We start from the raw sequence: 24,739 nt of genomic DNA, 5'->3' as shown, positions 1-24,739 counted from the left end.
CGGCAATGTACTGTCAGCGCATGCTGCGGAGTTTGAAACCGACCCCGCGGACGGTGACGATCCATTCCGGTCCGCCGAGTTTGCTGCGCAGACTGCTGACATGGGTGTCGACCGTGCGGCGCGACCAGGACTCGCCCCACACCTTGCGCATGATGGACTCCCGCGAGATCACCTGCCCCGGGGCGCTGGCCAGCAAGGCGAGCAGATCGAACTCCTTGCGGGTGACCGGCACCGGCCGGCCGCTCATCTCGACCTCGCGCGAGTCGCTGTCGATCCGCAGAGGGCCGTGTTCCAGCACCGCCCCGCCGTCGGCGTCCGGGGCGGTGTGCGGGGCGCGGCGCGCGCGGCGCATCACGGCGTCCAAGCGGGCCATGAGCTCGCGGATGCCGTAGGGCTTGATGACGTAGTCGTCGGCGCCGGCCTGCAACGCCAGCACACAGTCGAGTTCGGAGGCGCGCGAGGTGACGGTGATGACGGGGATGTCGCCGGCCACCCGGATCTCGCGGCAGACCTCGAGGCCGTCCAGATCGGGCAGGTCGAGGTCGAGCAGGACGAGGTCGGCGGTCTCGAACCAGGCCAGTGCCTCGGCGCCGGAGTCGACGGCGTCGACATGATGGCCGTGTCGCTCGAGTGCCTCGGTGAGGGTCGCACGGTCGGCCCTGCTGCCTTCGACGACCAGGATCCGCCAGGTGTCCGCGAGGTTCCGGACGGGCACCGGCGATGAGGTCGCCGCACCGGTTCGGCTGCCGAAGGTCGCTCGGGCCGTCGTACGGTGCTCGGTGTCGTGGGTTTCGAGTATCTCTGGTCGAGAACTCGCTTTCACTTGTGCTGATCGCATAAATGCCCACCCAACTCAGTCCGGCGGGTTGCCGGTCTTCCATATCAGGTCGAACGAAAGACGGGAAAGGCGCCAGCCCCGCTCGGTGCGCACCGCGTCGCCGGTGACACAGGTGCCCGACACATAGTGCGGTCGTATCTCGCCTTCCCGCTCGTGGTGCACATGCACGGACGTCATGTTGGCGCGGAGCGTCGCCCGGTTCCCGGAGACGCTCACGACCGACGGCGTGTTCAGATGGTGCGTTCCGGCCCACATGGCCAATGCCCGCCGGTGGTATTCGGCGAGTCCGTCGATGCCGGTGTGCCGACTGATCGGGAATTCGATGACGACGTCGTCGGAGAACAGCTCGGCGGCCCACTCGTCGTCGAGTTTGTCGTAGTCGAGCCCGAGGACATAGCGATCGAGAAGTTCACCTATTTCAGCTTTTGACCATCTCGGATCCACGATTCCACCCTCCAGCTTCCCCCTTGGTCACGCAAGCACAACCGTAGCCATGTGAGTGGCTTCACCACGGATCGATTCCTTCACGAAACCACAGGGGTTCGTTAATTTTCCTTGACGTTCTGCGGACATCGAAAAAGAAACGTCCGCAGCGGTACCGGGCCCGGGCACCGCCAGCGTACACGAGTCGAACTCACAACGGAATCAGAGTTGCTCTTTAATTCTTACGACTCCACATTCAGATTGGCTCGCACGATCTGTACGACCTCGGATCGATCATGCACGGAGGGGACAACGGGCAGGTCACGCAGCCGTCGGCGCAGCTTCCGGCTCTCCGCGCCGGCGTCCGGGTGGGAGGAGCCGGCGAAGTGGACGGTGACGAGGTTCGGGTAGACCGTGGCGAGATCCCGCCTCCACACGTCGAGCACGTGTTCGGCGGCGGCGTCGAGATGGAAGACGAGGCGTCCGTGTCCGTCGCGGTGGCGCAGTTCGAGTCGGCCGGGCATGCCGCGGACGAGGCGCAGACCGGGGGCGAGCCGGTGGACCAGGTAGCCGAGGAGGATCGGCTCCGCGTCCAGGTGCAGACAGGCCGGGCCCGCCGATGCCGCGCGGATGCCGAGGACGCCCTCGTCCAGGGGCTCGACGTCCCGCGCGTACTCGGTGAGCGCCTCCCCCATCCGCTGCTCGATGCTCAACTGCCCCGCGCACACCGCCTCGTCGGCGGTACGGCTCTGCTGTCCTGCCATCGGTCGCCTCACGCGTCTCGGCGTTTGTCCGTATTGCTGTGTGTTGCTCTGTGCTTGTTCGAGGGTGGCCGTGCGGCCGGGCCGGGCCGACACTGCCGTCCGGTCCGGCCCGGCCGCCGCCGCTGTCAGCGGCTCTTCGCGTGGTACGTCAGGACGCCTCCCATCCGTAGAAGCGGATCGCGTGCCCGTCGGGTGTCGGCTCCTGCGGGGCGAGGCGCGGCAGTTCACGCAGCACGTGGCCGAACCAGATGTCCGTCGCGGCCTTCTGCGCGATGTCCGCGTCGTCGCGGCGGGCGTGGTCCTGGATGTGGATGCACAGGTCCTTGAAGACGAAGAGCTGGCGTCGGCGGATGCCCATCAACTGCGCGGTGGCGTCGAAGTCCCGGAAGATCTCGGTGACTTCGGGAATGGCGTCGGCCTCCATCCGGGCGAGAGTGACGGTGGTCTCCGTCGGCCCGGGCCTCCCCTCCGGCTCCCCCTCCCAGGCGTAGAAGCAGGAAGCCGCCGAGTCGGCCGGGGAGTTCCACGTCTCGGGCTCGTACGGCGTCACGAACGGCTGGAGGTCGACCGAGAGCCTGGCCATGCGCGGGTCGGACTTGGCCTTCTCCAGTGCGGCTTGGTCGGACTTCTCGACGAAGTCGTACAGGTGGACCTGGACACCGTGGTGGATGAACAGCTGGCGGCGGTGCAGTCCGATCAGCCCCGGGATCTCCGTGCTGTCGAACTCCGCGAACAGCTTCGACACCTCGGGGATCGCGTCCCGATCCATCTTCGAGACGGTAACCATGCTGCGCATGTGCATCACTTCCTCGTGGGAGAGCCTCGGGTTTGCGGTGCGTTCGGTGACGCTGTTGTCGGCTAGGCGACCGGCGCGGTCTCCGACTTGGGCAGCTTGGCCGCGGATTCCGCCGGGCGGCTCTTGGTGGCGACCGCCGAGAGCAGCAGGCCGACGACCGCGATGGCGGCGCAGACGACCAGCAGCAGGTCCATGCCGCCGAGGAACGCCGTCTGGACGTCGTGGAGCATCGAGTGGTCGCCGAGCCTGTCGGCCACGGCCACTCCTGATCCGACGCCGTCGGAGATCGGCTCATGGTCGAGCGGGCCGAGTTCGGAGTGGTACCGCGTGGACAGCACGGTGCCGAGCACGGCCACGCCGGTGGTGCCGGCGGCCTGGCGCAGCGCCGACAGCAGGGCCGATCCGGCGCCGGCCCGCTCGGGGGTGAGCGCGCCCACGGCCAGGGACATGGAGGTGGGCAGCACCAGGCCGATGCCGAGGCCGACGACGACCATCCAGGTGGCGACGAAGCCGTACGAGGTGTCGATGTCGGTCATCGCGCCGAGCCCCATGCCGAGCGCGAGGGCCCCGAAGCCGAGCATCAGCGTCAGCTTGAGACCGATCTTGTCGCTCAGGCCCTCCAGGAAGTTGGAGGCCACCAGCAGACCGCCGATCATCGGCAGCATCCGCAGACCGCTGCCGAGCGAGTCGACGCCGAGCACCGACTGGAAGTACAGCGGGATGGTGAAGAACAGCCCGAACATCGCGAAGGCGTTGATCAGCTGGAAGAACGTCCCCATGCGGAATCCGCGGTCGCCGAAGAGGCTGAGGTCGGCGAGGGCGTGTTCCCGGGTGCGCTCCCAGGCGACGAAGCCGATGATCAGCAGCAGGCCCGCGCCGAAGGTCGCCCAGGCGATGCCGTCGCCCCAGCCCTCGTCGCCGAAGCGGATCAGGCCGTAGGTCAGTCCGACCAACCCGGCCGCCGAGAGCAGCACGCTCACCGGGTCGATGGGCCGGCGGGTCTGGCTGCGCGTCTCCGGCACCAGCAGGCCCACCGCGAACGCCCCGATGATGACCGTCGGGATGTTCACCAGGAACACCGAGCCCCACCAGAAGTGGTCGAGCAGCAGTCCGCCGACGATCGGGCCGAGCGGCATGCCGAGGGTCACCGCGGTGATCCACACGGTGGTGGCGCGGCCGCGCTCCGCCGGGTCCGGGAAGAGCACCGGGATCATCCCCATCGACAGGGACATCAGCACCGACGCCGCGACCCCGAGCAGCACCCGCGCCATGATCAGCTCGGTCGACGACGAGGCGAACGCGCACCAGACCGAGGCGCCGCCGAACAGCACCAGCGCCCCGAACACGAACTTCTTCCGCCCGAACCGGTCCCCGAGCGCACCGGCGGGCAGCATCACGCCCGCCAGCGTCAGCGTGTACGCCGTGCTGAACCACTGCAGCGCCGCGGTGCCGGCGTGCAGATCACGGGCCAGCGTGGGCAGGGCGATGTTGAGCACCGTCATGTCGAGCCCCACGGTCAGCATCGCGAGTGCGAGTGCGCCGAGGGCCAGCCAGCGACGCGTTGCGGTGACTTCCATGAGCTCCCCTCAAATTTTCGAAGTAACTACGAGTTCAGAGTAGATACGAGATTCCGGTACGTGTCAATACCGATGCACTCAGCTTCCGTACTCACTCGTGGATACACTTCGACAAGGAGGTGTCTCAGCAGGTCAGAAGGGGTGAGGCAGGGAGGTCGAGGCTCCCGGCCGGAGGCATGGCGGGCCTCGGTAAATGGGGACAAAACATCCAGTACGGCCGTCGGGGCGCGCCTCCGACCAGCCTCTTCTCGCTGACGATCACAGACATACCGCGGCCCGGCCCTGTACGCTCACTCAGCGGATCGGCGCCCCTGATGCCGCGCCGAGGACGACGGTCGTTGCGAGAGGGTGCCGGAGTGGCGGGACTGCGAGAACGGAAGAAGGCGCAGACGCGCAAGCGCCTGGCGGACACCGCGTTCACCCTGTTCCGCGAGCGCGGATTCGAGAACGTGACCGTCGCGGAGATCGCGGACGCCGCGGAAGTGGCGGTGAGCACGCTGTTCGCGTACTTCCCGTGCAAGGAGGCGCTGGTCTTCGACGCCGAGGACGAGTACGAACGCGCACTGACGGCGGCGGTCCGCGACCGCGCGCCCGGGACGTCGATGCTGGACGCGCTGGAGGCACATCTGGTGCCCGCGGCGCAGCCCGCCCCCGACGGTCCGTCCGGCGAGGACTTCGTCGAACTGGTCAAGTCCACACCGGCGTTGCTGGAGTACGCCGGCCGGGTGCGGCGGCACTGGGAGGCGAGCCTCGCCGCCACGCTCGCCGAGGAGGCCGGGGTCCCGGAGGGCGACCTGCTGACGACGACGCTCGCCCGTTTCGTGCTGGAGGCCAACTTCCTCGCCACGTACGGCGATCACTCGCCGGAGGACCTGAAGGCCGTCTTCGACCGGCTGCGCCACGGCTGGGCGGACTTCGGCACCGGCACGGGGCAGCCGGTACGGGGATCAGGCCTTGGCCATCATGAATCCGACGCCTCGAACCGAGACGATCAGGCCACGGTCACCCAGCTTTGAGCGAAGATTGCTGATGTGCGTGTCGACGGTGCGCTGGGACCAGGAACTCCCCCACACCGCACTGACGATCTCCTCGCGTGAGATCACCTTTCCGGGATTTCGCGCGAGGAGCAGAAGCAATTCGAATTCCTTGCGGGTCAGCCGCGGAGAACGCCCGCCGTATTTCACTTCCCGCTTCTGTACGTCGATGCTCAGCCGCCCTCTTTCCAGCAGTGGGGGCGCCTGCCCGCAGGACGAGGCCCGCCGCATGACAGCGCCGATCCGTGCCATGAGTTCGCGCAGTCCGTACGGCCGCGCCAGATAGTCGTCGCCGCCGGCCCGCAGGGCCAGCACGGTGTCCAGTTCCGAGGCGGCCGAGCCGATGAAGATGACGGGTGTGTCGGTGGTGGCCCGGAGCAGGCGGCACACATGCAGCCCGTCCAGGTCCCGCAGCTTCATGCCGAGCAGGACGAGGTCGTACTCGCGGGCGCGATCCAGTGCCTCCTGGCCGGTTTCCACTGCCTCGACGTCCTGTCCGCTCCGGGACAGGTCGGCCACGAGGATCTCCCTGCTCGCCGCATCGCTCTCCACGACGAGGATCGTCCACGGGCCCACCTCCCCGGACCTCTGCTCCGGCAGCGCGGACGACACCGCTAAAGGCGAGCCCATAGAAATCTCCCCCAAAATCTCCGCAGGTCTGACTAGATGAGCCTAGCCTCACATGAGCGCGCACCTGCTTCAACGGTTTTCCGGTCGCTCACAGAAAGCGCAACACCGCCTTAACGGCCCCCTCCCCACAACAAAGGACAGCCTAAGGGAAGTTAAAGAAACGATTTAGAGAACAAAGGGCAGGGAAAGCAGAGGACATTTTCCGGACACCCCGATTCCGGAAGGGCGGAACATGAAAAGGAATGCGCCCGGCCCCGCACCGTCACACCACCGCTACGCGGATCACGCGCCCCAGCCCTCGTCCAGTCGCTACCGTTGGGCCATGACCGCACTGCCCGACTGGATGCGCCCGCCGCGCGAGGAAGGCTGGTTCGCGGAGGACCTGGACCGCCTCCCCGAGGCACCCCGCCACACCGAGCTGATCGACGGAGCGCTTGTCTTCATGATGTCGCCGCAGAGGTGGTGGCACGGCCACCTCGTCACCATGCTCACCGTCGCTCTCATGGAGCAGGCGCCCGGCGATGTCAGGGTCGGCCGCGAGATGACCATAAAGCTCGACGAGCGAAACCGGCCCGAGCCGGATCTGCTGTTGACAACGGCCGACTACGACGGAGACCGCACCTGGTTCGCGCCGGACGAGGTGCGACTGGTCATCGAGGTCGCCTCACCCGAGTCCGCGCACCGGGACCGCACGGTCAAGCTGCGCAAGTACGCGGAGGCCGGCATCCCGCACTACTGGTGCATCGAGGACGAGAACGGCGCCCCTGTCGTCCACGTCTACGAACTCGACGAACCGACTGGCGCCTACGCACCCGCCGGCATCTTCCGGGGCACCCTGAAGCGCCCCGTGCCGTTCGAGATCAGCCTGGACCTCGACAAGCTCACCCCGCCGCGAAGCAACTAGGACCCAGATTGTGTACACATGGCACACTCGGTACGCTTGAGCGCATGACGCGGCCGCTGCCCACAGAGTCCATCCGCGACGTGCGCGCCCACCTGGCGGAAGTCGTGGAGCGTGCGGACCGCGACGACGTACCCACGGTCATCACGCGCCGGGGCAAGGAAGTCGCCGCCGTCGTCTCCATCGAGGTGCTGCGCAAGTACCAGGAGTGGGAAGAGCGCGAGATCAACCGGATCATCGACGAGCGCATGGCCAACCCGGCACCCGGCATCCCGATCGAGGACATCATGAGGGAGACGCTGGCGCGCGGTGAGTGAGTATCGGACCGTCTTCCGACCGGAGGCGCAGGCCGAGCTTCGGAAGATCCCTCGCGACATGGCGCTGCGCATCCTGGCCAAGCTGACCGAACTGGAGAGCGATCCCCTCGGGTTCGACACCACCGCGCTCGTGTCGCAGCCGGAACGCCGCCGGCTGCGAGTCGGCGACCACCGGGTCGTCTACACGATCGACAACGGAGAGCTCGTGGTGTGGGTCGTCCATGTGGAACACAGGTCTACCGTTTACGGGACCTGACTGCCGCTGACCCCGCGTCAGAACATCCAGCACCCATCCAGCACGGTGACGGCGAAGGGGTCGGACTCGACAGAGTCCGACCTCTTCTGACCTGCATGTTTGCCACGTCAGCGACGTGGTGTCATTTCATCCGCTCAGACGTTGAAGCGGAACTCCACGACATCCCCGTCCTGCATGACGTACTCCTTGCCCTCCATGCGCGCCTTGCCCTTCGCGCGGGCCTCGGCGACCGAGCCGGTCTCGACCAGGTCGTCGAAGGAGATGACCTCCGCCTTGATGAAGCCCTTCTGGAAGTCGGTGTGGATCACACCGGCCGCCTCGGGGGCCGTGGCGCCCTTCTTGATGGTCCAGGCGCGGGATTCCTTGGGGCCGGCCGTGAGGTAGGTCTGGAGGCCGAGGGTGTTGAAGCCGACGCGGGCGAGGGTGGCCAGGCCCGGCTCCTCGGCGCCGACCGACTCCAGGAGCTCCAGCGCGTCCTCCTCGTCGAGCTCGGCGAGGTCCGCCTCCAGCTTGGCGTTGAGGAAGATCGCCTCGGCGGGGGCGACCAGGGCGCGCTGCTCGTCCTTGAAGGAGTCGTCGGTCAGCTCGTCCTCGTCGACGTTGAAGACGTAGAGGAAGGGCTTGGTGGTGAGCAGGTGCAGGTCGTGCAGGAGCTCGGCGCGCTCGCTGCCCTGGACCAGGCCCTGCGAGAAGAGGGTGTCGCCCTTCTCCAGGATCTCCTTGGCCGCCTCGACCGCCGCCACCTTCGGAGCCACGTCCTTCTTGATCCGCGACTCCTTCTGGAGGCGCGGCAGGACCTTCTCGATGGTCTGGAGGTCGGCGAGGATCAGCTCGGTGTTGATCGTCTCGATGTCGTCCTTGGGCGAGACCTTGCCGTCGACATGCACGACGTTCTCGTCCTTGAAGGCACGGATGACCTGGCAGATCGCGTCCGACTCACGGATGTTCGCGAGGAACTTGTTGCCCAGGCCCTCCCCCTCGGAGGCGCCGCGCACGATGCCCGCGATGTCGACGAAGTCGACCGTCGCCGGGAGGATGCGCTGCGAGGAGAAGATCTCGGCCAGTTTCGTCAGACGCGCGTCCGGGACGCCCACGACGCCGACGTTGGGCTCGATCGTGGCGAACGGGTAGTTGGCCGCGAGCACGTCGTTCTTGGTCAGGGCGTTGAACAGGGTCGACTTGCCGACATTCGGCAGACCGACGATTCCGATCGTGAGCGACACGTTGCGACTTCCCGTACGTGAGGAGGAGAGGAGTGGACGAGGGCTGGGGCAGGGCCTGCCCTGGCGGGCCGATCCACCAGTCTACGGCGTGCACGGGCCCGCCCCGGCGACGAGTCGAACGCTTGGCCAAGGTCCGCCCCTCGGCGTGTCTGAGGGGGGATTCTGCACATAAACCGACCTAAGTTGGTCCAGTGGAGCAACACAGGACGCGACCCCCCAACATCCGAGCGCGCCGCGAGAGGCCTTCCCTGCCCCCGCAGGCGGCCCGCGGCGGGCGCCGTCCTGCCGCGGCGGCACCCGTACGACGCCCGGCCCCGCCGGTGGTCCAGGCGGTCCGCCGCTTCCCCAACCCGCGGCTCACCGGGCTCGGCGGCGGTCTGTTCTGCGGGGCGGCCATGCTCGCGCTCGGCGCCTTGAACGCGCTGCTGTTCGGCTCGTCGCTGACGGCGTACGGGGTGCTGTTCCTGCCGGTGTGCGTGCTGACGGCGGTCTGGGTCCGCCGCGGCGATCTCGCGACCGCGCCCGTGGTGGTGCCGATCGCCTTCGCGGCCGGCCTGGTGCCGGTCGCCGACGGGGAGGGGGTCGGGGGCCGCCTGATGGGCCTGGTGACCGCCCTCGCCACGCAGGCCGGGTGGCTGTACGGGGGGACGCTGATCGCCGGCCTCATCGTGACCGTACGGAAAGTCCGCCTGATGGCCCGCAGGCGGCGGGCGAACCGCCGCCCCGGGTGAGCCACGGCTACGGCTCCTCCTGCTACTACTGCTTCGCCGCCCGCATCGCCGCCCCGACGATCCCCGCGTTGTTCTGCAACTGCGCCGGGACGATCTCCGCCTTGATGCCCTCGATGTGCGGCAGGAACTTGTCCGCCTTGCGGCTGACGCCGCCGCCGATGACGAACAGCTCGGGCGAGAAGAGCATCTCGACATGGGCGAGGTACTTCTGGACCCGGCGGGCCCAGTGCTCCCAGGTCAGCTCGCCGTCCTCCCTGGCCTTGCTGGAGGCGCGCTTCTCGGCGTCATGGCCGTGCAGTTCGAGGTGGCCCAGCTCGGTGTTGGGGACGAGGACGCCGTCGACGAAGAGCGCGCTGCCGATGCCGGTGCCGAAGGTCAGCAGGATGACGGTGCCGCGGCGGCCGTGACCGGCGCCGAACTCCATCTCGGCGACGCCCGCCGCGTCCGCGTCGTTGACCACCGTCACCGGCAGACCGCCGAGCCGCTCGCTGAACAGCGCACGCGCGTCGGTGTCGATCCAGCTCTTGTCGACATTGGCCGCCGTACGGATCGTGGCGCCGCCGGTGACCACGCCCGGGAAGGTCAGCCCGACCGGTCCCGTCCACCCGAAGTGGTCGACGACCTCCTTCACACCGTCCGCCACCGAGTCCGGTGTCGCCGGGTGCGGAGTGAGCACCTTGCACCGCTCCTGGGCGAGGTCGCCCCTCGCCAGGTCCACAGGGGCGCCCTTGATCCCGGATCCGCCGATGTCCACGCCGAAGATCTGCATGGCCCCACGTTACGACGGACGACTGACCGTCACTCCCCGGAGGTGCCCTTGCGCTCCGCGACCAGGGCCGCGGCCTCCTCGCGCAGATCGCGGCGCAGCTCCTTGGGCAGCGAGAAGGTGATGGACTCCTCGGCCGCCTTCACCAGCTCGACGTCGCCGTAGCCGCGCTGGGCGAGGAACTCCAGGACCTCTTCGACCAGCACCTCGGGCACGGACGCGCCGGACGTGACGCCGACCGTGGTCACGCCCTCCAGCCAGGCCTCGTCGATCTCGCTCGCGAAGTCGACCAGGTAGGCCTCGCGGGAGCCCGCCAGCTTGGCGACCTCCACCAGGCGCTTGGAGTTGGAGGAGTTGCGGGAGCCGACCACGATGACCAGCTCGGCCTCGGCGCCCATCTGCTTCACCGCGAGCTGACGGTTCTGCGTGGCGTAGCAGATGTCGTCGCTGGGCGGGGAGATGAGCTTCGGGAACTTCTCCTTGAGCGCGTCGACGGTCTCCATGGTCTCGTCGACGGACAGGGTCGTCTGGGACAGCCAGACCACCTTCGACTCGTCGCGGACCTCGACCTTGGCGACGTCGGCGGGGCCGTCGACGAGCTGGATGTGGTCGGGGGCCTCGCCGGAGGTGCCGATGACCTCTTCGTGGCCCTCGTGTCCGATCAGGAGGATGTCGTAGTCCTCGCCCGCGAAGCGGACCGCTTCCTTGTGGACCTTGGTGACCAGCGGGCAGGTGGCGTCGATGGTGGCGAGCTTGCCGCGCGCGGCCTCCTCGTGGACGGCGGGGGCGACGCCGTGCGCCGAGAACATGACGATGTTCCCGGGCGGCACCTCCTCCGTGCGCTCGACGAAGATGGCGCCCTTCTTCTCCAGGGTCTGCACGACGTACTTGTTGTGGACGATCTCGTGCCGGACGTACACCGGAGCGCCGTACTGCTCCAGGGCTTTCTCGACGGCGATCACGGCGCGGTCCACGCCCGCGCAGTAGCCCCGGGGGGCGGCGAGCAGGACACGGCGGCCAGGCGAAGCAGTCATGCGTCCCATCGTAAGGCCGCGCTCGAGCGGTCCTTGAGCGCGCAGGCGGCGAGACTGGCCGGGAAGTGTGAAGGACGGGAAACGCGCGACGACAGGCGACTGACGGAGGCATCGATGTCCGGGACCGACACGGCGAACCGAGCGCCCGACACGGGCCACGACCTGCGACGCAGTCTCGGCTTCCGGGACCTGGTGGTCTACGGGCTGCTTTTCATCGCCCCCATGGCGCCCGTCGGCGTGTTCGGCACGCTGGACGCCAAGTCGCACGGCGCGGTCGCGCTCGTCTACGTCGTGGCCACGGTGGCGATGGCGTTCACCGCTTTCAGCTACGCGCAGATGGTGCGGGTGGTCCCCCGCGCGGGCTCGGTGTACGCCTACGCGCGCGTGGCGCTCGGCAAGGACGTGGGGTTCGTCGCCGGGTGGATGGCGATGCTGGACTACCTCCTCATCCCGGCGGTGGCCTACCTGTTCTCCGGGATCGCGATGAACGCGCTGGTCCCGGAGGTGTCGCGGTGGGTGTGGACGGCCCTCGCGGTCGTCGTCACGACGCTGCTGAACCTGTGGGGTGTACGGGCGGCGGCCCGGGTCGGGTTCCTGGTGCTGGCGATGGAGATCGTGGTGCTGCTGGTCTTCGTGGTCTCCGCGGTCGTGGTCCTCGCGCGCGACGGCGCGGAACGCGGCTGGCTGTCGCCGCTGTCGGGGGACGGCACGCAGGGGGCGTTCGCGCTGACGGCGGTGATCGGGGCGGTGTCGGTGGCGGTCCTCTCCTATCTGGGCTTCGACGCGATCGCGTCCTTCGCCGAGGAGGTCACCGGCGGCTCGGAGAAGGTGGCGCGGGCCGTGCTGTTCTGCCTGGCGTTGGCGGGTGTGCTGTTCGTGGCGCAGACGTATCTGGTGGCGCTCCTGGAGCCGGTCACGTCCGCCGAGCTGGCCGCCGACCCGGGCAAGCAGGGCTCCGCCTTCTACGACGCCGTCGACGTGTCGGTCGGCACCTGGCTGCACGACCTGGTGGCCGTCAGCAAGGCCGTCGGCGCGGCGTTCGCGGCGCTGGCGGGACAGGCCGCGGCGGGGCGGCTGCTGTTCGCGATGGGCCGGGACCGGCGCCTGCCGAGGGCCCTGGCCAGGACGGACTCGGGCGTGCCGCGGGTGGCGCTGCTGGTCGCGGCCGTGATCACGCTGGTCGCGGCCGTGTGGGCGGCCCGTCGGGACGACGGCATGGACCATCTGGTGTCGGTGGTCGACATCGGCGCGCTGACGGCGTTCACACTGCTGCACGCGAGCGTGGTGAGCTGGTTCGCGGTACGGCGGGCCGGGGGCCCGGTGAGCTGGTGGCGGCATGTGGCGATGCCGGTGCTGGGCGCGGCGATCACGATCGCGGTGATCGTGGAGGCGTCGGGGGCGGCGCAGGTCGTGGGGGCGGTGTGGTTCGTGGTGGGGGTGGCGGTGCTGGTCGGGCAGCGAGGGCGGGTGGGCGTCGACGGGTGAGGCCCTCCGCGGCCGGGTGGCCGATCGTGACGGTGTCGCGGGCGAGGCCCGTGCCCGGGACGGCGGCCGGGGCCGCTCCCGCGAACGCCGCGCAGCACGCAACCCCTTTCGATGTCGGTGCCTGCGGTTACGCTCACCGGCATGGCTGTGAACACGTCCGCGGAATCCCCCATCCCCGTCGGTGAGGTGTCGCGGCTCATCGGGGGCTGGATCGACCGGCTCGGGGCCGTGTGGGTGGAGGGCCAGATCACCCAGCTCTCCCGCCGCCCCGGCGCCGGCGTCGTCTTCCTGACGCTGCGCGACCCGTCGTACGACATCTCGGTGAGCGTCACCTGCTACCGGCAGGTGTTCGACGCGGTCGCCGACGTGGTGAGCGAGGGCGCGCGGGTGGTCGTGCTGGCGAAGCCGGAGTGGTACGCGCCGCGGGGGCAGCTGTCGCTGCGGGCCGCCGAGATAAGGCCCGTGGGCGTCGGTGAACTGCTCGCGCGTCTTGAGCAGTTGAAGAAGGCGCTGGCCGCGGAGGGGCTGTTCGCGGCCGAGCGGAAGAAGCCGCTGCCGTTCCTGCCGCAGCTCATCGGCCTGGTGTGCGGGCGGGCGTCGGCCGCCGAGCGGGACGTGCTGGAGAACGCGCGCCACCGCTGGCCCGCCGTCCGCTTCGAGGTGCGCAACGTGCCGGTGCAGGGGGTGCACGCGGTGCCGCAGGTCGTGCAGGCGGTCAAGGAGCTGGACGAGATCGACGCGGTGGACGTGATCATCGTCGCGCGGGGCGGTGGCAGCGTCGAGGATCTGCTGCCGTTCTCCGACGAGCAGCTCGTCAGGACCGTCGCCGACTGCCGTACACCGGTCGTCTCCGCGATCGGGCACGAGCCGGACACCCCGCTCCTCGACTACGTCGCCGACCTGCGCGCGTCCACGCCCACCGACGCCGCCAAGAAGGTCGTACCGGACGTGGGCGAGGAGTTCGAGCGGGTGCGGATGCTGCGGGACCGGGCGCGGCGGTGCGTGGAGGGGTTCATCGAGCGGGAGGAGCGCGGGCTTGCGCACGCGCTGGCCCGGCCGTCGATAGAGGACCCGCATCGCATGATCGACGAGCGTGCCGACCAGGTGGCCTCCCTGGTCGACCGGACCCGGCGCTGTCTCGGGCACCACCTCGACCGCGCCGAGTCCGAGCTGACGCACACGCACGCGCGCGTGGTCGCGCTGTCGCCCGCGGCGACCCTGAAGCGCGGGTACGCGGTCCTGCAGAAGGCCGACGGCCATGTCGTGCGCGACCCGGAGGAGGTCGCGGGCGACGAGGTGCTGCGGGCGCGGGTGTCCGAGGGTGAGTTCACTGTCCGAGTCGACTCTTAGGGTGGGCGCATGACCAGCAGCAAGGTGGATGAGGCGCTCGGCTACGAGCAGGCGCGGGACGAGCTGATCGACGTCGTACGACGGCTGGAGGCGGGCGGTACGACGCTGGAGGAGTCCCTCGCGCTCTGGGAGCGGGGCGAGGAGCTGGCCAAGGTGTGCCGGCGGTGGCTGGAGGGGGCGCGGGCGCGGCTGGACGCGGCACTGGCGGAGGAAGAGGAGGCCGAGGACCAGGAAGCCGGCGAGTAGTCGACAGACCGTTCACTGTGAAGCGGATCACTAGGCCCCGCTTTTGGTTGAACCTTGAAATTTACTGGCGTACGGTCATGCCTGTCAGCCGAAACGGACCGCGGTCCGGTAACGGACCCAGGCTACAGCCGAGGAAGCCCCCGTATGTCTCTCGTTCTTGACCCCGCCGCCCAGGACCTGCTGTTCCGCGAGGCCCACACCGCGAACGCCTTCGCCGACGAGCCGGTGACGGACGAGCAGGTCCAGGCGATCTACGACCTGGTCAAGTTCGGCCCGACCGCCTTCAACCAGACCCCGCTGCGCATCACGCTGGTCCGCTCCGCCGAGGCCCGCGAGCGCCTGGTGCAGCACATGGCCGAGGGCAACCAGGCCAAGACGGCCACCGCCCCGCTGGTCGCGATCCTCTCCGCGGACAACGAGTTCCACGAGGAGCTGCCGACCCTCTTCCCGGCCTTCCCCCAGGCCAAGGACCTCTTCTTCAGCGAGCGCCCGGCCCGTGAGTCCGCCGCCCGCATGAACGCCGCCCTCCAGGCCGCGTACTTCATCGTCGGCGTCCGCGCCGCCGGTCTCGCCGCCGGCCCGATGACGGGCTTCGACCACGAGGGCGTCCGCAAGGAGTTCCTCGACGACGACCACACCCCGCTGATGGTCGTCAACATCGGCAAGCCGGGCGAGAACGCCGCCTACCCGCGCTCGCCGCGCCTCGCCTACGACGACGTCGTCACGACCGTCTGAGCGACACGCAGACATGGGAAAGGCCCCCGGCCGCACGCCGGGGGCCTTTCCCATGCCTACGGGGTGACTACTTCGCCTTCAGGGCCTTCGCCATCTGCGTCAGCTGGTCGTAGCCGCCCGTGCCGGCCAGGACGGTCGTCGCGCCCTCGCCCTCGTGCACGAGCGCGTCGTAGCGGCCGCCGTCGTAGCGGGTCCAGGTGCGGCCGCCGATCTCCGCGGTGGTCTTCGTCTCCTCGCCGCCCTGGCTGGCGGTGTCGATGAACGCCTCCGGCTTCTGCGTCGCCGACTGTTCGATCTGGGCGTACTCACCGCCCGGGGTGGAGAAGCCCAGGTGCCAGGACTCGTCGTCTGCACCGTCGTAACGGACGGAGGTCGCCTTCCAGGCGGCGGACAGCCCCTCGGGCGCGAGCACCGGGTACGAGGCCGCACGCCGCGCCGTGAGCAGCTCGACGCGGTAGTCGACCTGCTTCACCTCGGGATCGGAGTCGTCGTGCGGGATGAACAGGTAGATGACCCCTGCCATGACACCGATCAGGCCCAGGGAGAGCACCATGTCCCGGACCGTCTTCTGCTTGCCGCTTCTGCCGTTCGAACCTGCCACGCCCCCTATCGTCGCAGGTGCCCGGCCCGCTCATCCGTGGGGTCCCCTGCTCATTTTGTCGGACTGACGATAGAGTCGAGGATCGAACCCTCATCCGGCCGTCGTCGTATCAGAAAGGTGCGCCTCGATGACCGAGCATCATCATCTGCCGTCCGAACTCGAAGTCCCCAGTGAAGCCCCCGACCGCAACCTCGCCCTGGAACTCGTCCGGGTGACCGAAGCCGCCGCGATGGCCGCGGGCCGCTGGGTCGGGCGCGGCGACAAGAACGGCGCCGACGGTGCCGCGGTGCGCGCCATGCGGACCCTCGTCTCCACCGTGTCGATGAACGGCGTGGTCGTCATCGGCGAGGGCGAGAAGGACGAGGCGCCGATGCTCTTCAACGGGGAGCGGGTCGGTGACGGCACCGGTCCCGAGTGCGACATCGCCGTCGACCCGATCGACGGTACGACGCTGACGGCCAAGGGCATGCCGAACGCGATCGCCGTGCTGGCCGCGGCCGACCGGGGGTCGATGTTCGACCCGTCCGCCGTGTTCTACATGGACAAGCTGGTCACCGGTCCCGAGGCCGCCGACTTCGTCGACATCAACGCGCCGGTGTCCGTGAACATCCGGCGGGTCGCCAAGGCGAAGCGCTCCACGCCGGAGGACGTGACGGTGGTCATCCTCGACCGGCCGCGGCACGAGGGGATCATCAAGGAGATCCGGGAGGCCGGCGCGCGGATCAAGCTGATCTCCGACGGTGACGTGGCGGGCTCCATCTACGCGCTCCGCGAGGGCACCGGCGTCGACATGCTGCTGGGCATCGGCGGTACGCCGGAGGGGATCATCTCGGCCTGTGCGGTGAAGTGCCTCGGGGGCACGATCCAGGGCAAGTTGTGGCCGAAGGACGACGAGGAGCGGGCGCGGGCGATCGACGCCGGGCACGATCTCGACCGGGTGCTGATGACCGACGACCTGGTCTCCGGGGACAACGTGTTCTTCGTCGCCACCGGGATCACGGACGGGGAGTTGCTACGGGGTGTGCGGTACCGGTCGGAGACCGCCACGACCGACTCGATCGTGATGCGGTCGAAGTCGGGGACGGTGCGGAGGATCGATTCCGAGCACCGGTTGAGCAAGCTGCGGGCTTACAGCGCGATCGACTTCGATCGGGCGAAGTAGGCAGACACCCCAAGGGGGTGCGGACCCCTGGTGATCACGAAGGGCGCCCCCGGTGCGGTGGGGGCGCCCTTCGTCGTTGCTGTCTAGCCTGCCTGCGCTATGCGGTCCGTCGTCCTGGCCGCCTTTTTCAGTTCCATGTCGCGGCGGCGGCGCCGGGCCAGGACCACTCGGCGCTCCGCGGCGGTCAGGCCGCCCCAGACGCCGTAGGGCTCGGGTTGCAGGAGGGCGTGCTCGCGGCACTCGACCATGACGGGACAGCGGGCACAGACCCGCTTCGCGGCTTCTTCGCGGGAGAGGCGCGCCGCGGTGGGTTCTTTGGAGGGGGCGAAGAACAGGCCGGCCTCGTCGCGGCGGCACACCGCCTCGGTGTGCCATGGTGCGTCTTGGTCCCTGTCTCGCACTGGCACCCGCTGAGCCGGAACAACAGCTACCTGCAGGGACGAATGCGGCGGTTGCAGCACGGTCTACTCCTGACGACGGCTTCGCGAGCGAGAGACGATGCAGCAAGGCCTACCCGTTGTACGCGTGCCTATGCACTGAGTTCCGAACCGCTGGATTCCGGGTGGTGCCGCGCGGGACCGAGAGTGGGCTGCGAGTGGACCGCGAGCGGACCAACTCCCTTCGGGCGGCCTCGGATTCACAACCGTCAACGGTCCAGGTGTTTGCGCAAACTCCTGTCGACCTTGTGCTGGACGCGATCGAGAATGTCCGCGACGAGCCTGCCGCGACGGGGCCTGCCCTCGATGTTGCCGAGGACGGCCCAGCCGTCCACGTAGACCACCGGGGCCGCGGGGTCGGCCGCGTCGAGCGTGTGCACCTCGAAGTTGCCGAGGACACCGCCGCCGGTGCCGCGCAGCGACACGTTCTCCGGGACGCGGACCTCGATGCTGCCGAAGACCGAGATCGCCTTGACCACGACCTGCTGGTACTCGAAGAGGGCCTCGCTGAGATCGATCTCGACGCTGCCGAAGATCGCGTACGCGTGGATACGGCGACCCGCGCGCCAGCGGCCCTTGCGGACGGCCGTACTGAACACCGCGACCACGTTCTCGTCGGGCTCGACCGGGACGGCGCCCACGGTCGGGCGGTTCGGGGCCACGGCGTACGTCGTCGCCGTCTCCCGGCGGGCGTGCGCGGCCGGCAGGTCCTGGATGAAGACGTCCAGCTCGCCCACGGTCTTGGCGGCCAGCACGCCCTCGACCCGCTCGGCGTGCTCGTCGGCGGTCAGACGCCCCTCGGCGAGCGCCTCGCGCAGGATGTCCGCGACGCGGTCGCGGTCCGCGTCGGAGGCGCGCAGGTCGGCGGAGACGGGCGGGGTCGGCTGCGGCAGGTCCTGCTTCTGAAGGTCCACGGCAGCAGCGTACCCAAACGCGATAGATCGCGACTAGGCCTGTGGAAAACCCGGCGGCACCCAGGATCCGACCAACTGAGCCTTACCTCACAAGCTTCCCGCCTTGGACAGGTTCTAGGCTGGTGAGGCCTGCCAACGGAGGCCGGCCCCGTCGTTCGAGTGAGGAATGGGCTGAGATGCCTGAGTTCGCGTACACCGATCTGCTCCCCATGGGAGAGGACACCACCCCTTACCGGCTGGTGACCTCCGAGGGTGTCTCCACCTTCGAGGCCGACGGGCGCACGTTCCTCAAGGTCGAGCCGGAGGCGCTGCGCAAGCTCGCCGAAGAGGCCATCCACGACATCCAGCACTACCTGCGCCCGGCCCACCTGGCCCAGCTGCGCCGGATCATCGACGACCCCGAGGCGTCGAGCAACGACAAGTTCGTGGCCCTCGACCTGCTGAAGAACGCGAACATCGCGGCGGCGGGCGTCCTGCCGATGTGCCAGGACACCGGCACGGCGATCGTGATGGGCAAGCGCGGCCAGAACGTCCTCACCGAGGGCGGTGACGAGGCGGCCCTGTCGAAGGGCATCTACGACGCCTACCAGAACCTGAACCTGCGCTATTCGCAGATGGCCCCGCTGACCATGTGGGACGAGAAGAACACGGGCTCCAACCTCCCGGCGCAGATCGAGCTGTACGCCACCGACGGCGGCGCCTACAAGTTCCTGTTCATGGCGAAGGGCGGCGGCAGCGCCAACAAGTCCTTCCTCTACCAGGAGACGAAGGCCGTCCTGAACGAGGCCTCCATGATGAAGTTCCTGGAGGAGAAGATCCGTTCGCTGGGCACGGCCGCCTGCCCGCCCTACCACCTGGCGATCGTGGTCGGCGGCACGAGCGCCGAGTACGCCCTGAAGACGGCGAAGTACGCCTCCGCGCACTACCTGGACGAGATCCCGGCCGAGGGCTCGGAGCTGGGGCACGGCTTCCGGGACAAGGAGCTGGAGGAGAAGGTCTTCGAGCTGACGCAGAAGATCGGGATCGGGGCGCAGTTCGGCGGCAAGTACTTCTGCCACGACGTACGGGTGGTGCGCCTCCCCCGCCACGGCGCCTCCTGCCCGGTGGCCATCGCGGTCTCCTGCTCGGCGGACCGCCAGGCGGTGGCCAAGATCACGGCCGAGGGTGTCTTCCTGGAGCAGCTGGAGACGGACCCGGCGCGGTTCCTGCCGGAGACGACGGACGAGCACCTGGACGAGGCCGGTGACGTCGTCAAGATCGACCTGAACCAGCCGATGGAGTCGATCCTCGCGGAGCTGACGAAGTACCCGGTCAAGACCCGCCTCTCCCTCTCCGGCCCGCTGGTCGTGGCGCGCGACATCGCGCACGCCAAGATCAAGGAACGCCTGGACGCGGGCGAGGAGATGCCGCAGTACCTGAAGGACCACCCGGTCTACTACGCCGGACCAGCCAAGACCCCCGAGGGCTACGCCTCCGGTTCCTTCGGTCCGACGACGGCCGGCCGTATGGACTCCTACGTCGAGCAGTTCCAGGCGGCGGGCGGCTCGAAGGTCATGCTGGCCAAGGGCAACCGGTCCGCCCAGGTCACCAAGGCCTGCGACACCCACGGCGGCTTCTACCTCGGCTCCATCGGCGGCCCCGCCGCCCGCCTCGCCCAGGACTGCATCAAGAAGGTCGAGGTCGTCGAGTACGAGGAGCTCGGCATGGAGGCGGTCTGGAAGATCGAGGTCGAGGACTTCCCGGCGTTCATCGTGGTGGACGACAAGGGCAACGACTTCTTCCAGGACCCGGCACCGGCGCCGACGTTCACGACGATTCCGGTGCGGGGGCCGGGGCTGGCGTAGTTCGTCGGGCTGGCGTAGTTCGTCGGGCTGGCGTAGTTCGTCGGGGCGGCGGGGGTTCTCTTCGCCCCCGCCGCACCTAACCGTCCCATCCGCTGAGCCCATCCGGCCCACGTCCCGGAACAACCCCGGCTCCTGGACCGCTGTACCCGGCATGAGCGAATACCGCATCGAGCACGACTCCATGGGCGAGGTCCGTGTCCCCGTCGACGCCAAGTGGCGGGCGCAGACGCAGCGGGCCGTCGAGAACTTCCCCATCTCCGGGCAGCGGATCGAGCGGGCGCACATCGAGGCGCTCGCGCGGATCAAGGGGGCCGCCGCGAAGGTGAACGCGCGGCTCGGGGTGCTCGACAAGGATGTCGCCGAGGCCGTTCAGGAGGCGGCCGAGGAGGTCGCCCGCGGGGACTGGGACGAGCATTTCCCCATCGACGTGTTCCAGACCGGGTCCGGCACCTCGTCCAACATGAACACCAACGAGGTCATCGCCACCCTCGCCACCGAGCGGCTGGGCCGGGACGTGCATCCCAACGACCATGTCAACGCCTCGCAGTCCTCCAACGACGTCTTCCCGTCCTCCATCCACATCGCCGCCACCGCCGCCGTCACCCGTGATCTCATCCCGGCCCTGGATCATCTCGCCAGCTCCCTCGGACGCAAGGCCGAGGAGTTCGCCGACGTCGTGAAGTCCGGGCGGACCCACCTCATGGACGCGACGCCCGTGACCCTGGGGCAGGAGTTCGGCGGGTACGCCGCCCAGGTGCGGTACGGCGTGGAGCGGCTCTACGCGTCCCTTCCCCGGCTCGCCGAGCTGCCGCTGGGCGGGACCGCCGTCGGGACCGGCATCAACACGCCGCCCGGCTTCTCCGCCGCCGTCATCGAGGAGGTCGCCCACGTCACCGGGCTGCCGCTGACCGAGGCCCGCGACCACTTCGAGGCGCAGGGCGCGCGGGACGGGATCGTCGAGACCAGTGGGCAGCTGCGGACCATCGCGGTCGGGCTGACGAAGATCGCCAATGATCTGCGGTGGATGGCCTCGGGGCCGCGGACCGGGCTCGCCGAGATCTCGCTCCCCGACCTTCAGCCCGGCTCCTCGATCATGCCGGGGAAGGTCAACCCCGTCATCCCGGAGGCCGTGCTGATGGTCTCCGCCCAGGTCGTCGGCAACGACGCCACCGTGGCCACGGCCGGCGCCGCCGGGAACTTCGAGCTCAACGTGATGCTGCCGGTCATCGCGAAGAACGTGCTCGAGTCCATCAGGCTGCTCGCCAACGTCTCCCGGCTGCTCGCCGACCGGACCGTCGACGGGATCGTCGCGCACCGCGAACGCGCGCGCGAGTACGCCGAGTCGTCACCCTCCGTCGTCACCCCGCTCAACAAGTACATCGGGTACGAGGAGGCCGCCAAGGTCGCCAAGAAGGCGCTCGCGGAGCGCAAGACCATTCGTCAAGTCGTCCTGGAGGGCGGGTATGTGGAGCGGGGGAATCTCACCCTCGAACAGCTCGACGAGGCGCTGGATGTCCTGCGGATGACGCATCCGTAACAACACTCGCCACCCCCGGAGAACCGTGACGCGTGCCGCAGCGTCGTATGCCCATGGCACCTAATATCTGTGCATGGCAGAGGGTGGAGCGGTGAGAGCGGCGGAAGCGGGTACGGCGGCGTCCTTCTGGGAGCCCGGGAGTCAGATCCTGTGGCGCTACCGGGAGAACGGCGGCCGCCGCTTCCACATCGCACGCCCCGTGACCGTCGTGCGGGACGACCCCGAGCTGCTCGCCGTGTGGATGGCACCGGGGACCGAGTGCGTGAAGCCAGTGCTCGCCGACGGCACGCCCGTGCACGCGGAACCGCTGGAGACCCGGTACACCAAGCCCCGTGCCGTCCAGCGCGACCGCTGGTTCGGCACGGGCGTGCTGAAGCTGGCGCGGCCCGGCGAGCCCTGGTCGGTGTGGCTGTTCTGGGAGCCGGGCTGGCAGTTCAAGAACTGGTACGTGAATCTGGAGACGCCGCTGACGCGTTGGGACGGCGGGGTCGACTCCGAGGACCACTTCCTCGACATCTCCGTGCACCCGGACCGCAGTTGGCACTGGCGCGACGAGGACGAGTTCGCGCAGGCCCAGCGCGACGGCCTGATGGACGCCGGACAGGCCGAACAGGTGCTGGCGGCGGGCCGCTCGGCGGTGGAGGTGATCCACGCCTGGGGCCGGCCGTACGCGGACGGCTGGCAGCACTGGCGCCCGGATCCGTCCTGGGCCGTACCGTTGCTCCCGGAAGACTGGGACCGTACGCCCGCGCACGTGTCCTCATGAGACCCTTGATGCGCCCCCGGGCAACAAACGTAGGATCGTCCTCCGCAAGAGCGCGCGGCGGCAACTACCGGAGCGCGCACTGAGCTTGACCATTCGTCACCGAGGGGCGGCAGGACGTGATCGAGGGGTACGAGGGCAACACGGACGCGGTCGGACGGTCCGGCCGTGGCACAGGAACTGCCTCTGACCACGCGGGAATTCCGTTCCTGAGGCAGGTAATCCGGGTATCGGCATTTCTGCGGGACGAACTGCACGCGCGGCGCGCAGCCCCCAACGGACGGAATCGACACGCGTGACGGAGCAGCCCACCTCCTTCGAGCGCCCCCAGACGGGCGCCGACCCCGCGGACCCCCGCGGGGCGCTCCTGCGTGCCTCCACGCCCCCGCACAACGCCTTACCGGTACAAGCCCGCGCCGGCGAGACACCTGCTCCCGGATCCGACATGACCACACCGCCGCCCGGCAGCGACCCCGAGCACTCCCAGCCCACGGTCGCCGCCGAGCCCGACACCCACCGACCGAGGCCCGTGTCCGAGCTGCCCGACGTGATCCCCGCCCAGACCGGGGGCGACTCCGCGTCCAGTGAGCGGCGTACCGGACAGGGCCTGCCGCCCGGCCGGCCCACGCCGATGCGACGGGACGGGGACCGGCTGCGCTTCGTGGGCGCGGCGACCCGGCGGATCGCCCGCGGCATCGACCTCGACGAGATCGTGATGGGGCTGTGCCGGGCGACCGTGCCGACGTTCTCCGACGCGATCCTGGTTTATCTGCGCGACCCGCTGCCGGTCGGCGACGAGCGTCCCACCGGCCCGCTGGTGCTGCGGCTGCGCCGCACGGACCGCATCCCGGAGGAGCGGGACACCGAGGGCGGTTTCGTCTCGCCGGCGCTCCAGCCGGAGCCGACGGAGCTGACCGAGCTGTCGGCCGTCACCGCCGAGCTGTGCGAGGTGCGGACGGGGGGTGCGCTCGCCGAGGTGCTGCGGGGCGTACGTCCGGTCTTCACGGACTCTCCGGCGGCCCGCGCCGCGCTGCCGGAACTGCTCGGCGAGGGCGGCGAGTTGAGCGTGCCCGCCGGTCAGCGGGCGATCCTCGCCCCGCTGCGCGGCCGGCGCCGGGTGATCGGCGCCGCGCTGTTCCTGCGCCGCCCGGACCGCATCGCGTTCGAGCCGGACGACCTCCTGGTCGCCGCCCAGCTCGCCACGCACAGCGCGCTGGGCATCGACAAGGCGGTGCTGTACGGCCGTGAGGCCTACATCGCCGACGAACTCCAGCGCACGATGCTGCCGGAGACCCTCCCGCGCCCCACCGGCGTCCGACTGGCCTCGCGCTATCTGCCGGCCGCCGAGACCGCGCGCGTGGGCGGCGACTGGTACGACGCCATCCCGCTGCCGGGCAGCCGCGTCGCGCTGGTCGTCGGTGACGTGATGGGTCACTCCATGACCTCGGCCGCGATCATGGGCCAGCTGCGGACCACCGCGCAGACGCTGGCCGGGCTCGACCTGCCCCCGCAGGAGGTGCTGCACCACCTCGACGAACAGGCGCAACGGCTCGGCACGGACCGGATGGCGACGTGTCTGTACGCCGTCTACGACCCGGTCTCGCACCGGATCACCATCGCCAACGCCGGGCATCCGCCGCCGGTCCTGCTCCACCTCGGTGGGCGGGCCGAGGTGCTGCGGGTGCCCCCGGGCGCGCCGATCGGTGTCGGCGGCGTCGACTTCGAGGCCGTGGAGCTGGACGCCCCGGCCGGAGCGACCCTGCTCCTCTACACGGACGGGCTCGTCGAGTCCCGGCTGCGGGACGTGTGGACCGGCATAGAGCAGCTGCGCGAGAAGCTCGCCGCGACCGCCCAGCTGACCGGCCCCGACCATCCGCCGCCGCTGGAGGCCCTCTGCGACGAGGTGCTCGACATGCTCGGCCCCGGCGACCGGGACGACGACATCGCGCTGCTCGCCGCCCGCTTCGACGGGATCGCGCCCAGCGACGTGGCGTACTGGTTCCTGGAGCCGGAGGACGCGGCGCCCGGCCGTGCCCGGCGACTGGCCCGACGGGCCCTGTCGCGCTGGGGCCTCGAGGAGATGAGCGACTCGGTGGAGCTGCTCGTCAGCGAGGTCGTCACCAACGCGGTGCGCTACACCTCGCGACCGGTGACGCTGCGGCTGCTGCGGACCGATGTGCTGCGCTGCGAAGTGGGCGACGACGTGCCCCAGCTGCCCCGGCTGCGCCAGGCGCGGGCCACGGACGAGGGCGGCCGCGGCCTGTATCTCGTCAACCGGCTGGCACGGCGGTGGGGGGCGACCCGGCTGAGCACCGGGAAGGTCGTCTGGTTCGAGCTGAACCGGGGCGGCTAGGGCCGGTAGGACACGGAGAGAG

General features: G+C 69.5%; 26 protein-coding genes. 14 read left to right on the top strand and 12 right to left on the bottom strand.

Going from position 1 to position 24,739, the window contains the following annotated elements; translation table 11 throughout:
- Positions 1-13: 13 nt before the first annotated feature.
- From EJC51_RS31325 to EJC51_RS31305, 5 genes are all read right to left on the bottom strand, one after another.
- Positions 14-715 carry a response regulator transcription factor gene (locus EJC51_RS31325; RefSeq protein WP_244362939.1) on the bottom strand — a complete coding sequence of 234 codons (702 nt, stop codon included), beginning with the start codon at positions 713-715 and terminating at the stop codon, positions 14-16.
- Between the two features lie 138 nt (positions 716-853).
- Positions 854-1,282 carry a nuclear transport factor 2 family protein gene (locus EJC51_RS31320; protein ID WP_126274143.1) on the bottom strand — a complete coding sequence of 143 codons (429 nt, stop codon included), beginning with the start codon at positions 1,280-1,282 and terminating at the stop codon, positions 854-856.
- A 221-nt stretch (positions 1,283-1,503) separates the two neighbouring features.
- On the bottom strand, positions 1,504-2,025 hold the full coding sequence (locus tag EJC51_RS31315; RefSeq protein WP_126274142.1) for a hypothetical protein: 522 nt from the start codon (positions 2,023-2,025) through the stop codon (positions 1,504-1,506).
- Positions 2,026-2,173: 148 nt separating this feature from the next.
- Positions 2,174-2,821, bottom strand: coding sequence for a TcmI family type II polyketide cyclase (locus EJC51_RS31310; RefSeq protein ID WP_166682921.1), 648 nt, complete (start codon positions 2,819-2,821; stop codon positions 2,174-2,176).
- 62 nt (positions 2,822-2,883) lie between these two features.
- Positions 2,884-4,398 carry an MFS transporter gene (locus tag EJC51_RS31305; protein WP_126274140.1) on the bottom strand — a complete coding sequence of 505 codons (1,515 nt, stop codon included), beginning with the start codon at positions 4,396-4,398 and terminating at the stop codon, positions 2,884-2,886.
- A 356-nt stretch (positions 4,399-4,754) separates the two neighbouring features.
- Here EJC51_RS31305 and EJC51_RS31300 point away from each other — a divergent pair, with 356 nt between their 5' ends.
- Positions 4,755-5,414 carry a TetR family transcriptional regulator gene (locus EJC51_RS31300; protein WP_126274139.1) on the top strand — a complete coding sequence of 220 codons (660 nt, stop codon included), beginning with the start codon at positions 4,755-4,757 and terminating at the stop codon, positions 5,412-5,414.
- Here EJC51_RS31300 and EJC51_RS31295 read toward each other — a convergent pair.
- Positions 5,346-6,062 carry a response regulator transcription factor gene (locus EJC51_RS31295; RefSeq protein ID WP_126274138.1) on the bottom strand — a complete coding sequence of 239 codons (717 nt, stop codon included), beginning with the start codon at positions 6,060-6,062 and terminating at the stop codon, positions 5,346-5,348. The two genes, EJC51_RS31300 and EJC51_RS31295, sit on opposite strands and share 69 nt — an antisense overlap.
- A gap of 322 nt (positions 6,063-6,384) precedes the next feature.
- Between EJC51_RS31295 and EJC51_RS31290 the strand changes: the two genes are divergently transcribed.
- The 3 genes from EJC51_RS31290 to EJC51_RS31280 are packed head-to-tail and all read left to right on the top strand — an operon-like array spanning position 6,385 to position 7,536.
- The gene (locus EJC51_RS31290) at positions 6,385-6,966 is read left to right on the top strand and encodes a Uma2 family endonuclease (protein WP_126274137.1); all 582 of its coding nucleotides are present in this window, start codon (positions 6,385-6,387) and stop codon (positions 6,964-6,966) included.
- Positions 6,967-7,010: 44 nt separating this feature from the next.
- Positions 7,011-7,280, top strand: coding sequence for a type II toxin-antitoxin system Phd/YefM family antitoxin (locus EJC51_RS31285; protein ID WP_126274136.1), 270 nt, complete (start codon positions 7,011-7,013; stop codon positions 7,278-7,280).
- Complete coding sequence (locus EJC51_RS31280; protein WP_126274135.1) at positions 7,273-7,536, top strand: type II toxin-antitoxin system RelE family toxin; 264 nt, start codon at positions 7,273-7,275, stop codon at positions 7,534-7,536. Before EJC51_RS31285 ends, EJC51_RS31280 begins: the two co-directional genes overlap by 8 nt.
- 134 nt (positions 7,537-7,670) lie before the next feature.
- Here the strand turns inward: EJC51_RS31280 and ychF are convergent, their stop codons facing one another.
- Positions 7,671-8,759, bottom strand: coding sequence for a redox-regulated ATPase YchF (gene ychF / locus EJC51_RS31275; RefSeq protein WP_097268539.1), 1,089 nt, complete (start codon positions 8,757-8,759; stop codon positions 7,671-7,673).
- A 191-nt stretch (positions 8,760-8,950) separates the two neighbouring features.
- On the opposite strand from ychF, the gene EJC51_RS31270 reads away from it, so the two are divergent.
- Positions 8,951-9,490 carry a DUF6542 domain-containing protein gene (locus EJC51_RS31270; RefSeq protein WP_126274134.1) on the top strand — a complete coding sequence of 180 codons (540 nt, stop codon included), beginning with the start codon at positions 8,951-8,953 and terminating at the stop codon, positions 9,488-9,490.
- Positions 9,491-9,515: 25 nt separating this feature from the next.
- Here the strand turns inward: EJC51_RS31270 and ppgK are convergent, their stop codons facing one another.
- Together ppgK and EJC51_RS31260 are read right to left on the bottom strand one after the other, a co-directional pair.
- Positions 9,516-10,259: a polyphosphate--glucose phosphotransferase gene (ppgK, locus tag EJC51_RS31265; protein WP_126274133.1), complete on the bottom strand. Its 744-nt coding sequence runs from the start codon at positions 10,257-10,259 to the stop codon at positions 9,516-9,518.
- A gap of 29 nt (positions 10,260-10,288) precedes the next feature.
- Positions 10,289-11,290, bottom strand: a complete 1,002-nt coding sequence (locus EJC51_RS31260; RefSeq protein ID WP_126274132.1) for a 4-hydroxy-3-methylbut-2-enyl diphosphate reductase — start codon at positions 11,288-11,290, stop codon at positions 10,289-10,291.
- A 114-nt stretch (positions 11,291-11,404) separates the two neighbouring features.
- Between EJC51_RS31260 and EJC51_RS31255 the strand changes: the two genes are divergently transcribed.
- From EJC51_RS31255 to EJC51_RS31240, 4 genes are all read left to right on the top strand, one after another.
- Complete coding sequence (locus tag EJC51_RS31255) at positions 11,405-12,775, top strand: APC family permease (protein WP_126274131.1); 1,371 nt, start codon at positions 11,405-11,407, stop codon at positions 12,773-12,775.
- 141 nt (positions 12,776-12,916) lie between these two features.
- Positions 12,917-14,125, top strand: a complete 1,209-nt coding sequence (gene xseA / locus EJC51_RS31250; RefSeq protein ID WP_126274130.1) for an exodeoxyribonuclease VII large subunit — start codon at positions 12,917-12,919, stop codon at positions 14,123-14,125.
- 9 nt (positions 14,126-14,134) lie between these two features.
- Positions 14,135-14,371, top strand: coding sequence for an exodeoxyribonuclease VII small subunit (locus EJC51_RS31245; RefSeq protein ID WP_059192564.1), 237 nt, complete (start codon positions 14,135-14,137; stop codon positions 14,369-14,371).
- Positions 14,372-14,515: 144 nt separating this feature from the next.
- Entirely contained in the window at positions 14,516-15,106 is a 591-nt protein-coding gene (locus EJC51_RS31240; RefSeq protein ID WP_126274129.1) for a malonic semialdehyde reductase, read from the top strand.
- A gap of 67 nt (positions 15,107-15,173) precedes the next feature.
- Here EJC51_RS31240 and EJC51_RS31235 read toward each other — a convergent pair whose 3' ends face one another.
- Positions 15,174-15,707: a DUF4245 domain-containing protein gene (locus EJC51_RS31235; RefSeq protein WP_126274128.1), complete on the bottom strand. Its 534-nt coding sequence runs from the start codon at positions 15,705-15,707 to the stop codon at positions 15,174-15,176.
- A gap of 127 nt (positions 15,708-15,834) precedes the next feature.
- On the opposite strand from EJC51_RS31235, the gene glpX reads away from it, so the two are divergent.
- Positions 15,835-16,869: a class II fructose-bisphosphatase gene (glpX, locus tag EJC51_RS31230; protein ID WP_109498213.1), complete on the top strand. Its 1,035-nt coding sequence runs from the start codon at positions 15,835-15,837 to the stop codon at positions 16,867-16,869.
- Between the two features lie 83 nt (positions 16,870-16,952).
- Here glpX and EJC51_RS31225 read toward each other — a convergent pair whose 3' ends face one another.
- A complete protein-coding gene (locus tag EJC51_RS31225) occupies positions 16,953-17,330 on the bottom strand; it encodes a WhiB family transcriptional regulator (RefSeq protein ID WP_079083058.1) in 378 nt (125 codons plus the stop codon).
- Between the two features lie 185 nt (positions 17,331-17,515).
- On the bottom strand, positions 17,516-18,220 hold the full coding sequence (locus tag EJC51_RS31220) for a DUF1707 SHOCT-like domain-containing protein (protein WP_126274127.1): 705 nt from the start codon (positions 18,218-18,220) through the stop codon (positions 17,516-17,518).
- Between the two features lie 176 nt (positions 18,221-18,396).
- Between EJC51_RS31220 and EJC51_RS31215 the strand changes: the two genes are divergently transcribed.
- From EJC51_RS31215 to EJC51_RS31200, 4 genes are all read left to right on the top strand, one after another.
- On the top strand, positions 18,397-20,064 hold the full coding sequence (locus EJC51_RS31215) for a fumarate hydratase (RefSeq protein ID WP_126274126.1): 1,668 nt from the start codon (positions 18,397-18,399) through the stop codon (positions 20,062-20,064).
- Positions 20,065-20,215: 151 nt separating this feature from the next.
- Complete coding sequence (locus EJC51_RS31210; RefSeq protein ID WP_126274125.1) at positions 20,216-21,601, top strand: class II fumarate hydratase; 1,386 nt, start codon at positions 20,216-20,218, stop codon at positions 21,599-21,601.
- Positions 21,602-21,674: 73 nt separating this feature from the next.
- The gene (gene fomD / locus EJC51_RS31205; RefSeq protein WP_126274124.1) at positions 21,675-22,367 is read left to right on the top strand and encodes a cytidylyl-2-hydroxypropylphosphonate hydrolase; all 693 of its coding nucleotides are present in this window, start codon (positions 21,675-21,677) and stop codon (positions 22,365-22,367) included.
- A gap of 292 nt (positions 22,368-22,659) precedes the next feature.
- Positions 22,660-24,717 carry a SpoIIE family protein phosphatase gene (locus tag EJC51_RS31200; RefSeq protein WP_126274123.1) on the top strand — a complete coding sequence of 686 codons (2,058 nt, stop codon included), beginning with the start codon at positions 22,660-22,662 and terminating at the stop codon, positions 24,715-24,717.
- The last annotated feature ends 22 nt before the right edge of the window (positions 24,718-24,739 follow it).

The organism is Streptomyces aquilus (assembly GCF_003955715.1).
In the GTDB taxonomy this organism is placed as follows: Bacteria; Actinomycetota; Actinomycetes; order Streptomycetales; family Streptomycetaceae; genus Streptomyces; species Streptomyces aquilus.
The sequence above is the reverse complement of the archived record's forward strand: the minus strand, read 5'-3'. Positions and strand labels throughout refer to the sequence as shown.